10 protein-coding genes are annotated in these 13,001 nt (G+C 73.0%); 4 read left to right on the top strand and 6 right to left on the bottom strand.

All coding sequences use genetic code 11. The features are described 5' to 3' along the window. Positions 1-12 precede the first annotated feature (12 nt). Genes OHS82_RS25765 through OHS82_RS25785 form a run of 5 tightly spaced genes read right to left on the bottom strand, consistent with a single transcriptional unit; the run spans position 13 to position 5,731 of the window. Entirely contained in the window at positions 13-1,323 is a 1,311-nt protein-coding gene (locus OHS82_RS25765; RefSeq protein ID WP_057574356.1) for a DUF58 domain-containing protein, read from the bottom strand. Continuing rightward, complete coding sequence (locus OHS82_RS25770) at positions 1,323-2,312, bottom strand: AAA family ATPase (protein ID WP_107105065.1); 990 nt, start codon at positions 2,310-2,312, stop codon at positions 1,323-1,325. Before OHS82_RS25770 ends, OHS82_RS25765 begins: the two co-directional genes overlap by 1 nt. Next, positions 2,312-3,508 carry a DUF4350 domain-containing protein gene (locus tag OHS82_RS25775; protein WP_057574360.1) on the bottom strand — a complete coding sequence of 399 codons (1,197 nt, stop codon included), beginning with the start codon at positions 3,506-3,508 and terminating at the stop codon, positions 2,312-2,314. Before OHS82_RS25775 ends, OHS82_RS25770 begins: the two co-directional genes overlap by 1 nt. After that, entirely contained in the window at positions 3,505-4,347 is an 843-nt protein-coding gene (locus OHS82_RS25780) for a DUF4129 domain-containing protein (RefSeq protein WP_107105066.1), read from the bottom strand. The genes OHS82_RS25775 and OHS82_RS25780 overlap by 4 nt, the downstream gene beginning before the upstream one ends. Before the next feature lie 4 nt (positions 4,348-4,351). Further along, positions 4,352-5,731 (bottom strand): glycerophosphoryl diester phosphodiesterase membrane domain-containing protein, encoded by a 1,380-nt coding sequence (locus tag OHS82_RS25785; RefSeq protein ID WP_328434626.1) that lies wholly within the window; start codon positions 5,729-5,731, stop codon positions 4,352-4,354. 140 nt (positions 5,732-5,871) lie between these two features. On the opposite strand from OHS82_RS25785, the gene mtnA reads away from it, so the two are divergent. Further along, the gene (mtnA, locus tag OHS82_RS25790; RefSeq protein WP_057574364.1) at positions 5,872-7,071 is read left to right on the top strand and encodes an S-methyl-5-thioribose-1-phosphate isomerase; all 1,200 of its coding nucleotides are present in this window, start codon (positions 5,872-5,874) and stop codon (positions 7,069-7,071) included. A 27-nt stretch (positions 7,072-7,098) separates the two neighbouring features. Here mtnA and OHS82_RS25795 read toward each other — a convergent pair whose 3' ends face one another. Further along, on the bottom strand, positions 7,099-7,950 hold the full coding sequence (locus OHS82_RS25795; RefSeq protein WP_443061799.1) for a GNAT family N-acetyltransferase: 852 nt from the start codon (positions 7,948-7,950) through the stop codon (positions 7,099-7,101). Positions 7,951-8,168: 218 nt separating this feature from the next. Here OHS82_RS25795 and mtrA point away from each other — a divergent pair, with 218 nt between their 5' ends. The 3 genes from mtrA to OHS82_RS25810 are packed head-to-tail and all read left to right on the top strand — an operon-like array spanning position 8,169 to position 12,856. Continuing rightward, entirely contained in the window at positions 8,169-8,858 is a 690-nt protein-coding gene (gene mtrA, locus OHS82_RS25800) for a two-component system response regulator MtrA (RefSeq protein WP_187281934.1), read from the top strand. Between the two features lies 1 nt (position 8,859). Further along, a complete protein-coding gene (gene mtrB / locus OHS82_RS25805) occupies positions 8,860-11,031 on the top strand; it encodes an MtrAB system histidine kinase MtrB (RefSeq protein ID WP_443061800.1) in 2,172 nt (723 codons plus the stop codon). Then, positions 11,021-12,856 (top strand): LpqB family beta-propeller domain-containing protein, encoded by a 1,836-nt coding sequence (locus tag OHS82_RS25810; RefSeq protein ID WP_057574371.1) that lies wholly within the window; start codon positions 11,021-11,023, stop codon positions 12,854-12,856. The genes mtrB and OHS82_RS25810 overlap by 11 nt, the downstream gene beginning before the upstream one ends. The last annotated feature ends 145 nt before the right edge of the window (positions 12,857-13,001 follow it).

Consider the following 13,001-nt stretch of genomic DNA (forward strand, 5'->3'; position numbering starts at 1 on the left):
GCCCTTTTTGCGTCAGAGGCGTCCGGCTGCTTTCAGTGCGAGGTAGGCGTCCGCGAGGGCCGGGGCGAGCTCATCGGGTGTGGCGTCGACGACGGTGACGCCGTGCCGGCGGAGTTGCTCGGCCATCCGGTGCCGTTCGGTCTGGGCCTGGGCGGCGGCTGCGGCCTCGTACACCGCGTCGGCGTCACCGCGTGAGGTGGCCATGCGGGCGACGTGCGGATCGGCTACCGACGCGACGAGAACCGTGTGGCGTTGGGTGAGCTGAGGCAGGACGGGGAGGAGGCCTTCCTCGACCGGGGCGGTGTCCAGCGTCGTCATCAGGACGATGAGGGAGCGGCGGGGCGCTGTGCGCAGGGTTGCGGCGGTGAGTCCGCGGGCGTTCGTCTCGACGAGTTCTGGTTCGAGGGTCGCCATGGCGTTGACCAGGGAGGGGAGGACGTCGCGTGCGGTGCGGCCCTGGACGAGTGCGCGCACCCTGCGGTCGTAGGCGAGGAGGTCGACCCGGTCGCCGGCCCGGGACGCCAGGGCGGCGAGGAGAAGTGCCGCGTCCATGGAGGCGTCGAGGCGGGGGGCGTCGTCGACGCGGCCTGCGGAGGTACGGCCGGTGTCGAGGACCAGGAGGATGTGCCGGTCGCGTTCGGGACGCCAGGTGCGGACCGCGACCGTGGAGTGGCGAGCCGTGGCACGCCAGTCGATGGAGCGGGTGTCGTCGCCGGGAACGTACTCGCGCAGGCTGTCGAACTCGGTGCCCTCGCCGCGGGTCAGGACGCTGGTACGGCCGTCGAGTTCGCGCAGGCGGGCCAGCTTCGACGGCAGGTGCTTACGGCTGGTGAAAGGAGGCAGGACGCGTAGGGTCCAGGGGACCTGGTGGGCTCCCTGGCGTGAGAAGAGGCCGAGGGGACCGTAGGAGCGGATGGTGACGCGGTCGGCGTGGTGGTCGCCTCGGCGGGTGGGGCGCAGGCGGGTCGTGACGCGGCGGCGTTCGCCGGGCGGGACCGTCAGGCGGTGGCGGGAGGCCTCCGTCTCCGCGCCCGGCTGCCGGCTGCTGGGAGGCCAGGCGTCGCGCAGGTGGGCGCGCAGGGGGCGGCGGGACGGGTTGGTGACGGTGAGGGTGATGTCCGCGGGGTCGCCGAGGCGGGTGGTGGTGTCGCCGGAACGGATCAGGCCGAGTCGGCGTACGGGGGCGGCCAGCGCGAAGTCGCAGGCGCAGGCCAGTGCCAGTGGCGCGTTGACGGCCAGGATGCCCGGCCAGCCGGGGCCCCAGATGCCGACGGGGAGGGAGCCGAGTGCCGCGAGGAGCGCGGTGCGTCCGGTGAGAGCCATCAGCGGGGGACGGGGACGTGGGCGAGGATCGCGGTGATGACGGAGTCCGCGGTGACGCCTTCCATTTCGGCCTCCGGGCGGAGTTGGACGCGGTGGCGGAGGGTGGGCAGGGCGAGGGCTTTGACGTCGTCGGGGATGACGTAGTCGCGGCCGGTGAGCCAGGCCCATGCGCGCGAAGTGGCCAGGAGGGCGGTCGCGCCTCGTGGGGAGACGCCGAGTGTGAGGGAGGGCGATGCGCGGGTCGCGCGGCAGATGTCGACGACGTAGGCGGTGATCTCCGGGGAGATCGCGGTTTTGGCGACGGCGGCGCGGGCCGCCTCGAGGTCGGCGGGTCCGGCCACGGGGCGTACGCCGGCGGCGTGCAGGTCGCGGGGGTTGAAGCCTTCGGCGTGACGGGTGAGGACGTCGATCTCGTCCTGGCGGGAGGGGAGCGGGATCGTCAGTTTGAGGAGGAAGCGGTCCAGCTGGGCTTCCGGGAGGGGATAGGTGCCCTCGTACTCGACGGGGTTCTGGGTCGCGGCGACGAGGAAGGGGTCGGGGAGGGGACGGGGGGTGCCGTCGACGGTGACCTGTCGTTCCTCCATCGCCTCGAGGAGGGCCGACTGCGTCTTGGGCGGCGTGCGGTTGATCTCGTCGGCGAGGAGGAGGTTGGTGAAGACCGGGCCGGGCTGGAAGGAGAACTCGGCGGTGCGGGCGTCGTAGACGAGGGAGCCGGTGATGTCGCTCGGCATGAGGTCGGGGGTGAACTGGACGCGCTTGGTGTCGAGTTCGAGTGCGGAGGCGAGGGCGCGGACGAGCAACGTTTTGGCCACTCCGGGGACTCCTTCAAGGAGAACGTGTCCGCGGCAGAGCAGAGCGACGACGAGGCCGGTCACGGCGGGGTCCTGGCCGACCACGGCCTTGGAGATCTCGGCGCGCAGGGCTTCCAGGGAGGCGCGGGCGCGGCCCTGGTCCCCGGTGGTCCCGGCGTTGTCGGTGGTCGGGTCCATCATGGACGGCGTACCTCTCTTTCGAGGGCGTCGAGTTGGTCGGCGAGGGCGATGAGGGCCGCGTCGTCGCCGGGCGGCGGGCCGAAGAGGAGGGAGTGCAGGGCCTGTCCGTTGCCGTGGAGGTGGGCGGTCAGGGCGGGGATGAGTGCCTCGGGCGCGTGTGCCTGGGGTACCGGGACTCCCAGGAGAGGGGCGAGGCGGGTGCGGACGGTGGAGCGGAGAGCTGCGGCCGCGCGGTCCCGGGCGTCGGCCTTGCGGTAGAGGCGGGCACGGCCTTCGACGGTCTCGGAGGCGCGGATCGCCACGGGGAGTTTCTCGGTGACGAGGGGGCCGAAGCGGCGTGCCCGCCACAGTGCGGCGAGTGCTGCCGCGAAGAAGAGTTGCAGGGTGCCCCAGAGCCAGCCGGAGGGGAGCAGGTCGAGGAAGGATTTCTCGTCGTCCGGGTCGGTGGCGGTGGTGTCGGCGAGCGAGGGGAGGTACCAGACGAGATGGCTGCGGGAGCCGAGGAGCTGCAGGGCCAGCGAGGCGTTGCCCTGCTGGTCGAGGCGGTTGTTGTAGAGGATGTCGGGTGCGCCGAGCACCAGGGTGTCGCCGTCGCCGGTGGTGTCGGGGAGGCGCAGCAGGGTGGCCAGGCGCTCGCTGGGATAGCACTCGTCGGCACCTGGGCGGCGGGTGGTGTAGCGGATGCCGCCGGTGTCCGCGGTGCCGGCGCGGCGCGCTGCGGGCAGGGTGCAGTCGGGGGAGAGCGTGGAGTCGCGGCTGTTGGCCGGGTCGGCGGTCACGCCGGGGGCGAGGGTCCCCACGGACCAGCTGCTCGGCGCGACGAGGACGGTGCGGCCGCCGGAGCCGGCTGTCGCCGTGTGCAGCTCTTCTTGTTGACGCTTGGTCAGGAGGTCGGGAGCGGCGACCAGGAGCGTGGTGTCGGGGTCCGCCGCGGTGCGGGCGTCGGCCAGGTCGGTGACCACGCGGGTGGTCACGCCGCGGTCGGCGAGGAGCTCGGCGATCGCGCGGCTGCCGTAGGGATCGGGGGAGCGTGGGTCGAGGGCGCCGTGGCGGGTGTCGGACCGCAGTGCGGCGAGCGTGATCGCCGCCACGAGGAGCAGGGCGAAGGCGAGGACGGGTCCTCGGGCGCGGGTCCACAGTCGGAGGGCGGTGGGCGGGGCCGAGGTGGCGGGGAGCTTGGCCTCGGTCGTCATTCGGCGGCCCCCCGGTGGGCGGTGTGGGCCGCGTCGTGGGGGCTGTGGGCCGTCAGCTCGGGTTTCGTGCGCTCCAGGTCGTGGTCGAGTGCCGCCATGCGTGTGTACGACTGCTGGGTCGCCCGGCGGCCACCGTATGTCACGTCGTCGAAGTCGCTTGCGGCGGCGCGCAGCCGGTCGGTGTGGACGGGCAGGCTGCGGCCGGCCTCGGCGGCGGCCTCGTCGGCCGTGCGGCCGGGGCGGGCGTCGAGGAGGGCGCGTTCCTCCAGGGCGCGGACGACGGCTCGCATGCGTTCCTGGACGGCCTGGTTCCAGTGTCCCTGGGCGGCGTGCGCTTCGGCGGCCGCGCGGTGTTCGGCGGCGCTGCGGGGGCGGTCGTCGAACAGTGCGGGCGTGGAGGTGGGGCGGCGCCGGGGTGAGCCCAGGCGCCACCACAGGGCGGCGACGACGGCGACGACGGCGAGGACGACGACCAGCAGGCCGAGGGTGCCGCCGGGGGTGGCGGTCGAGGCGGTGTCGAACAGGTCGCCGATCCAGTTCCAGAGGGTGTCCAGGGCGCGCTGGAACAGGCCGGGGTCGTTCTGGTGGTACAGGTCCTTGGACAGCTCGCGGCGAGCCGCCTCCCGCGCGGGGTCGCGGGGGACGGTCAGCGGCGGTTCGTCGCCCGAGCGGGCCAGGGACAGCGCCGTGCCGTCGCCTGCCCGCGAGAGGGCCCGCACAGCCTTGTCGGCGGCGCGGCACAGGGCCGCCGGGGCTGTGTCGGTGAGGCCGGGCAGTGCCCGTAGGGACAGGCCGTCCGTGTGCGGCAGCGCTGTGAGAACTCCCCCCGTCGGTCTCACCGCATCAGCTCCCCGGGGTGGCGCCGGGGGTGGGCGAGCCGTAGTCCTGGAGGCCTGCGGCTCGGGCCAGGTCGAGGTCGAGGGCCTCGCGGCGGATGCGCTGGTCGATGTAGAGGAGCACGATGACGCCGGCCGCGATCGGGAAGGTGATCATGGAGCCGATGACCGAGCCGATGCCGCTGACGATCAGGTACGTCCAGCCGTAGTCGCTGCTCGCTTCGACCATGCCGCTGATGCCGCCGTCGCTCAGGGCGGCCCCGAGGAGCGCGAAGGGCACGACGACGATCATCGCGATGATGTTCGCGATGAGCAGGGCGAGCAGTTGGATGCCGAAGACGCGCCACCAGGAGCCGCGGGTGAGCTTCGCGGAACGGCCGAGGGCCTTCTTGATGCCCTGCTTCTCCAGCATCAGTGCCGGCGAGGCCAGGCAGAAGCGGATGAGCAGCCAGAGCACGAGGACGATCGAGCCGAGGATGCCGAACGCCTTCAGCGCGGCGCCCCCGTCGCTGTTTCCGGCGGCGCTCGCGAGGATGCCCGGCAGCAGGCAGACGAGGACGATGCCGGCGGCGATCAGCATCAACAGGAAGATCAGGCCGAACAGCCGGGGCAGCTGCGGGCGGGCGTCACGCCATGCCTCTTTGAGGGTGACCGTTTTCCCGAGCACCGCGCGGCTGGTGACCGTGGTGAGCAGGGCGGTCGCGACGACGGTGCCGATGAGGCTGATGAGGAGTACCGGGCCGGAGGCGCGCATGGCGTCGCCCATGGCGTTGAGCTGCTCGTCGGCGGTGGCGCTCGGGTCGCCGAGGGCGGCGGTGTCCGTGGCGTCGTTCAGGATCAGGCCCTGCAGCAGGACGATGAACACCTCGGTGACGATCGCGACCGTCAGGGAGATGCCGAGGACCGTGCGCCAGTGGGCGCGCATCGTGGCGACGGCGCCGTCGAGGATCTCGCCCACGCCGAGCGGACGCAGCGGGATCACGCCGGGCTTGGCGGCGGGCGGAGGGCCGCCCCAGCCGGCGCCCCAGCCGCCGGGAGGACCGTAACCGCCGTAGCCTCCGGGACCGCCGTGGCCGGCCGGGCCTCCCGGGTGTCCGCCCGGGCCCGCGGGCGGGTAGGCGCCCCAGTGCTGGGCGGGCGGGGGCGGAGGAGGGGGCGGCGGCTGAGCCGGGTTCTGGAGGCCTGCCGGCGCGGACCACTGGCCGGGAGGCGGCTGTTCCTTGGACCACTTCGTGCCGGGGCTCTGCGGGTTCGCGCTCGCGTCCGGCTGCTCCGCGGGTCGATCGCCGGCGGGCCGGGCCGCGGGCTCGGCGGGGTGGGACGCGCCGGGCTCCTGTCCGTCGGACGGGGCGGATCCGGGCGAGGCCCAGCCCGGAGTGTCTTTCATCGTCGCTCCTTCACGGTGCCCGTCCGCGGGCGCGGCGGCAGGTTGGGAGCCATCGTGCCATGGGGTGCTCACCGGGTGACCGGCCGCGGTACGGGCCGCACACCTTCAATGGTCCGTCGGATAGGGGGCAGACTGACTTCATGGCTGATCAGTACGCGCAATCCGGCGAGGACAAGCGGCCGGCCGAGATACCTGCGATCCGTTGGGAGGAGCTGCCGGAAGGCCCCGTGCTGGTCCTCCTCGACCAGACGAGACTTCCCAGCGAAGAGGTCGAAACGGTGTGTACGGACGCGTCCGCGCTGGTGGAGGCGATCCGGTCGCTGGCCGTGCGCGGGGCGCCGTTGCTGGGGATCGCCGGGGCGTACGGCGTCGCGCTCGCCGCCGCCCGCGGCTTCGACGTGGACGAGGCCGCGAACGCGCTCGCGTCGGCCCGCCCCACCGCGGTGAACCTGTCCCTGGGCGTGCGCCGCGCTCGCGCCGCATATCAGGCGGAGCTCGCCGAGGGCGGCGACCCGGGCCGGGGAGCGCGGGCCGCGCTGGCGGCCGCACGGCAGCTGCACCGGGAGGACGCCGAGGCCAGCGCCCGGATGGCTGCGCACGGGCTGGCGCTGCTCGACGAACTCCTGCCCGGCGGCGGACACCGGATCCTCACCCACTGCAACACCGGCGCGCTGGTGTCGGGCGGCGAGGGGACGGCGTTCGCGGTGGCGCTCGCCGCGCACCGGGTGGGGCGGCTGCGTCGGCTGTGGGTGGACGAGACCCGTCCGCTGTTGCAGGGCGCTCGACTCACCGCGTACGAGGCGGCGCGCAACGGTATGGCGTACACCCTGCTGACGGACAACGCGGCGGGTTCGCTCTTCGCGGCGGGCGAGGTGGACGCGGTGCTGATCGGGGCGGACCGCATCGCGGGGGACGGCTCGGTGGCGAACAAGGTGGGGAGTTATCCGCTCGCGGTCCTCGCCCGCTACCACCATGTGCCGTTCATCGTGGTGGCGCCGGTGACGACGGTCGATCCCAAGACACCGGACGGGGCGTCGATCGAGGTGGAGCAGCGTCCGGGGTACGAGGTGACGGAGACCGCGGCCCCGCAGGCGCCGGTCACGGGAGCGGGCGGAGGGGTGCCGGTGGCGCCGCTGGGGACGCAGGCGTACAACCCGGCGTTCGACGTGACGCCGCCCGAGCTGGTGACGGCGATCGTCACGGAGCAGGGCGTGATCTCGCCCGTGACGGCAGACGCGCTCGCCGAGCTGTGCGCCAAAGCGGGCAGGGGCACCACCGAGGCCGGGGCCGGGGTAGGGGCCGACGCCAGGGTCCGGGGCGGGGAACCTGAGCAGTCCTGATCCGAGGCAGGGGTCGTCGGGGCTGGTCTATGAGCGGGCGGGCTGGCCGGCGATCAGGAGGGTCGTGCCGGCGGGGCGGAAACCCAGGCGGGCGTAGATGCGGGCGACGGACTCCTGCGCGTAGGCGAGGAAGACCGTGTCGACGCCGTGTTCGCGGGCGTGGACCGCCAGGGCCGCCGTCACGGCTGCGCCCAGACCCTGCCGTCGGGCGGAGGGAAGAGTGCCGACGCCGCCGATCTCCGTCGCGCCCGTCGCCGGGTGGTAGTGGCCGACGGCCAGGGGCACGCCGTCCCGGGCGAGCGCGGCGAGGAGTGTCTTGTGTCCGGCGCGGAGCGTGGGGCGCACGGCGGCGACCGTGCCGTCCTCGGTCACCTCGCGGGTCAGCCGCGACAGCTCCGCACGGTCCGCCGGCCCTGTGCCGGGCCGCTGGGCGAAGGCCAGACGGGGCAGGGCGAGGGCGGCGGGCAGCGCGGGGTCGTCCGCGGTCAGCACACGCAGCGTCACGCCGTCCGGCAGCGTGGGGGCAGGGAGCGGAGGGTGGGCCGGGAGCACCATGAGCGGGCGCTCCAGCACCGTGAGGCCGGCGGCCTCGATCAGGGCGCGCAGGGCCGGCGCGGCCTCGGCCAGCCACTCGAACGCCTCCGGCACGCCGAGCTCCCGCTGACGGGCGCGCACCCGCGCGATGTCGTCGGCGCCGATCCGAGCTGCGCCCTGCGTGGTGGGCTGGGCGTGGCCGGGACCGCCGTAGTACGGGGCGCCGGGCTCCTCGCGCACGAAGAGGCGCAGCGGGCCGAAGTCCTCGGCGGCGGCGAAAAGGAGAGGGACGGCCGCGTAGTACTCCTGGACGCGGTCGCGCAACGGGTCGCTCATGGGGCGCATCCCACCACTGGAGGACACCGCGCTGCACGAAGATTTTCGCCACCGGACCGCTCGCGGATCGCCGTGAGCGCAGCGCCGAAGCGCCGCTGGATCACCGCCGGAAGGCCCGCCGGAGGCCGCGGCGAAGGACGGGGGCAGACAGTGACGGCCGCGTACGACTATCGTCACTGGCCGGTGAGCCTTCTCACCTGCGCCTCCTTCACCGTTATGAGAATGGGATGATGTCGTTTATGAAGGGACGAGTCCTTGTCGTCGACGACGACACCGCACTGGCCGAGATGCTCGGCATTGTGCTGCGTGGTGAAGGTTTTGAGCCGTCTTTCGTAGCCGACGGCGACAAGGCGCTGGCTGCTTTCCGTGAGGCGAAGCCCGATCTGGTGCTGCTGGACCTGATGCTGCCCGGCCGGGACGGCATCGAGGTGTGCCGCCTGATCAGGGCGGAGTCCGGCGTGCCGATCGTGATGCTCACGGCGAAGAGCGACACCGTCGACGTGGTCGTCGGACTGGAGTCCGGCGCCGACGACTACATCGTGAAGCCGTTCAAGCCGAAGGAGCTGGTCGCCCGCATCCGGGCCCGGCTGCGGAGGTCGGAGGAGCCGGCGCCCGAACAGCTCGCCATAGGCGACCTCGTCATCGACGTGGCCGGTCACTCCGTGAAGCGGGAGGGCCAGTCGATCGCGCTGACCCCGCTGGAGTTCGACCTGCTGGTCGCCCTGGCGCGCAAGCCCTGGCAGGTGTTCACCCGCGAGGTCCTGCTCGAGCAGGTGTGGGGCTACCGGCACGCCGCCGACACCCGCCTGGTCAACGTGCATGTACAGAGGCTGCGCTCGAAGGTCGAGAAGGACCCGGAGCGGCCGGAGATCGTGGTGACCGTCCGTGGCGTCGGATACAAGGCAGGACCCAGCTGACATGTCGCAGGACAGTGCCGCTTCGGCCCCCGGCCGGTCCGGGGCCCGTCCGGAGCGGCCTGTCGGCCGTGGGACAGCGGGCTCACGCTTCGCGCGCCTCCTCGAAGGCGGGCTGCTGAGGGGCGGGGTGAACGGCAGCCCCGTCCTCAGGCTGCTGATGCGGTGGATACGCCGGCCGCTGCTGCCGGTCATGCGGCTGTGGCGGCGCAACATCCAGCTGAAGGTCGTCGCCACGACGCTGCTGATGTCGCTCGGCGTCGTCCTGCTGCTGGGCTTCGTCGTGATCGGGCAGGTGCGCAACGGCCTGCTGGACGCCAAGGTCAAGGCATCGCAGAGCCAGGCCACCGGTGGGTTCGCCGTGGCCAAACAGAAGGCCGACGAGGCCGCCGGCACGCCCGCCGACGGGGGGACCCCGGCGGACGGCCGCACCTCGCAGAACGTCATCGAATGGATGAGCGAGCTCGTGCTGTCGCTGTCCAGCGGCGGTCAGGGCGCCTTCGACGTGGTCACCCTGCCCCCCGGCTTCGACAACGGCGGCGGGTACGGACCGCGTGCCTCCGGATACGTCGACCCCAACAAGAGCGTTCCCGAGAACCTCCGCGCGCGCGTGAACACCGGCACCGGCGCCTTCCAGAGCTACTCGCGCATCGACTACCTCAACGACAAGGAATCCCAGCCCGCCCTGGTCATCGGCAAGCAGGTCAACGACCCCAACGGCGACCCGTACGAGCTGTACTACCTCTTCCCGCTCACACAGGAGGAGAAGTCGCTGAGCCTGGTCAAGGGCACGCTGGCGACCGCCGGACTCTTCGTCGTCGTCCTCCTCGGGGCCATCGCCTGGCTCGTCGTGCGGCAGGTCGTCACCCCCGTGCGGATGGCCGCCGGGATCGCCGAACGGCTGTCCGCCGGGCGGCTCCAGGAACGCATGAAGGTCACCGGCGAGGACGACATCGCACGGCTCGGCGAGGCCTTCAACAAGATGGCCCAGAACCTCCAACTGAAGATCCAGCAGCTGGAGGACCTGTCGCGGATGCAGCGGCGGTTCGTGTCCGACGTGTCGCACGAGCTGCGGACGCCCCTGACCACCGTACGCATGGCCGCGGACGTCATCCACGACGCCCGGGTCGACTTCGACCCCGTCACCGCGCGGTCCGCGGAACTCCTCGCCGACCAGCTCGACCGGTTCGAGACACTCCTCGCCGACCTGCTGGAGATCAGCCGCTTCGACGCCGGCGCCGCCGCCCTCGAGGCCGAGCCGATCGACCTCAGGGAAGTCGTGCGGCGCGTCGTCAGCGGGGCCGCGCCGCTCGCCGAACGCAAGGGGTCGACCGTCCGCGTCATCGGCGACCAGCAGCCCGTCGTCGCCGAGGCCGACGCCCGGCGCGTGGAACGCGTACTGCGCAACCTGGTGGTCAACGCCGTGGAACACGGCGAGGGCAACGACGTCGTCGTCAAACTGGCCTCCGCGGGCGGAGCCGTCGCGATCGCCGTGCGCGACTACGGCGTCGGACTCAAGCCCGGCGAGGCCACCCGCGTCTTCAGCCGGTTCTGGCGCGCCGACCCGGCACGCGCGCGTACCACCGGCGGCACCGGCCTCGGGCTTTCCATCGCCCTGGAGGACGCGCGACTGCACGGCGGCTGGCTGCAGGCCTGGGGCGAGCCCGGCGGCGGCTCCCAGTTCCGGCTGACGCTGCCCAGGACGGCCGACGAGCCACTGCGAGGCTCGCCGATACCGCTCGAGCCCAAGGACTCCCGCCGCAATCGCGGCGAACTCGACGACGCCGGTCAGCCCCGCCGCGGAGGCGAGAAGAGCGCCACCGTGCCGGTGCAGCCCGCGGGCGAGCAGCAGTCGGCCGCGCGGACGCCGCTCGCGCCCCGCCCCGCCGCCCCCACCGCCGACCCGACGGCACTGCCCGGCAACGGCGCACGCGTGGTGCCCCGTCCGGGCGCTGCGACGGGGACCAGCACCAGCGGCGGAACACGGCACGACGAGACCCCGGACGACAGGACCGCCCCGGCGGGCGGGCCGACGGGCGCCGACGAGCACGACCGGCACGGGCAGGGGCAGGGGCACGGGCATGCGCAGGGGCAGGGGCACACCGGGACCGCCGACCGGGCGGATTCCGCGTCCGGGAGCGCGGACAAGCAAGGGGAGGCAACTCGTGGGCGCTGAGCAGCGCGAGGGGGGAACCCGGCGCACGCCGGGGCGCGCCATGGCGTACGCCGTCTGCGGAGTCGTCCTGCTGGCAGGGTGCGCCTCGATGCCCGACAGCGGCGACCTGCGCGGCGTCGAATCCACCCCGGGCCAGGACACCCAGGTCCGGGTGTTCGCCATGCCGCCCCGCGACGACGCACAGCCCCTGGAGATCCTCCAGGGCTTTCTGGAAGCGCTCACCAGCGACGACCCCAGCTACTCGACGGCCCGCCAGTACCTGACCGGGAAGGCCGCCCAGAAGTGGCAGCCCGAACGGTCCACGACGGTCCTCGCGGACGGCCCGGCGACCATGACCGGACCCGCCGGGAACCGGGAGGGCGACGACCGCTCGTACATCCTTTCCGGCTCCAGGGTCGCCGTCGTCGACGCCCAGCAGGCGTACTCGCCCGCCTCGGGCGACTACGGACAGACCGTTCACCTCACCCGCGACAAGAAGAACGGGCAGTGGCGCATCGACGCGCTCCCCGACGGCGTCGTCATGGGCAAGTCGGACTTCCAGCGCAACTACGTGTCCGTCAACAAGTACTACCTCGCCTCCGACACCGCCGTCGAAGGATCCGGGCAGCCCGTGGCCGTCGCCGACCCCGTCTACGTCCGCGGACGGGTCGACCCCATGACCCAGATGGTGCGCTCCGTCCTCAGCGGCCCCACCAGCTGGCTCCGCCCCGTCGTCAGATCCGGGTTCCCCACCGGAACCGCACTCGCCAAGGACGTCACCTCGCTGGCCCCCGACGACCAGAACAAACTCACCGTCCCGCTGAACGACAAGGCCGCCCACATCGGACGCGCCAAGTGCGACGAGATGGCGGCCCAGCTGCTGTTCTCCCTCCAGAGCCTGGCCCCCACCGTCAGCGAGATCGCACTGCGCGCGGGCGGCAGCCAACTGTGCTCACTGTCCGGGGACCAGGCCAAGACCGTCGCCGCACGCGGCTCCCAGAGCGACCCCGGCTACCTGTACTTCATCGACGGCCAGCACCGCCTCGTCCGGATGGCCGCCGGCAGCGCCAGCGGCAACGCCAAGGCCGACCCCGTCCCCGGAGCCCTCGGCGCAGGCGCCACGGCCCTGCGCTCCGTGGCGGTGGCCCGCGACGAACGCAGCGCGGCAGGAGTGGCCCTGGACGGCAAGGCGCTCTACGTCACCTCCACCCTCTCCGGCAGCACCGTCGGCGACCCCGTCCTGCAGAGCACCGGCAAGACGGAGTCCGACCGGCTCACCACCCCCAGCTGGGACGCCGAGGGCAACCTCTGGGTGGCCGACCGCAACCCCGCCGACCCGCGGCTGCTCCTGCTGCAGAAGGGCGGCGGGGAGCCGCTGGAGGTCCTCACCCCGGGACTCGACGGCCGTGTCGACGCCGTGCGCGTGGCCGCCGACGGGGTACGGATCGCCCTCGTCGTCGACAAGGGCGGCAAGCAGTCCCTGCTCATCGGTCGCATCGAGCGCACCGGCGACACCGAACCGCCGTCCCTGTCGGTCCAGGAACTGCGTTCCGCGACGCCCGAGTTGGAACAGGTCAGGGCGGTGTCCTGGGCCGGGGACAGCCGGCTCGTGGTGGTCGGGCGGGAAGCCGGCGGCGTCGAGCAGGTGCAGTACGTGCAGAGCGACGGCTCGATCCCCGAGGCGGGCACACTGCCCGGACTCACCGAGGTCACCAGCATCGCCGCCTCCGAGGACAGCGACACCCCGCTCTTCGCCACCTCCAAGAACGGGCTGCTCTGGCTGCCCGGCGGGAGCGGGTGGCGGACGCTGAAGGAAACCGCCTCGATGGCGCTCTATCCGGGATAGATCCTTTCCGTTCCGGGGTCTCCCCGCCCCTTCTTGCCCCTCTCACCTCTCTCATCCCTCTTACCTCGGTCACCTCGCTTACCGCTCCGAGTTCACCGGCGGGCCTCTCTTCGTTCGCGTCGGCCGATTTCGCCGGCCGCCGCCT

The sequence above is a fragment of the Streptomyces sp. NBC_00425 genome, from assembly GCF_036030735.1.
Classification (GTDB): Bacteria; Actinomycetota; Actinomycetes; order Streptomycetales; family Streptomycetaceae; genus Streptomyces.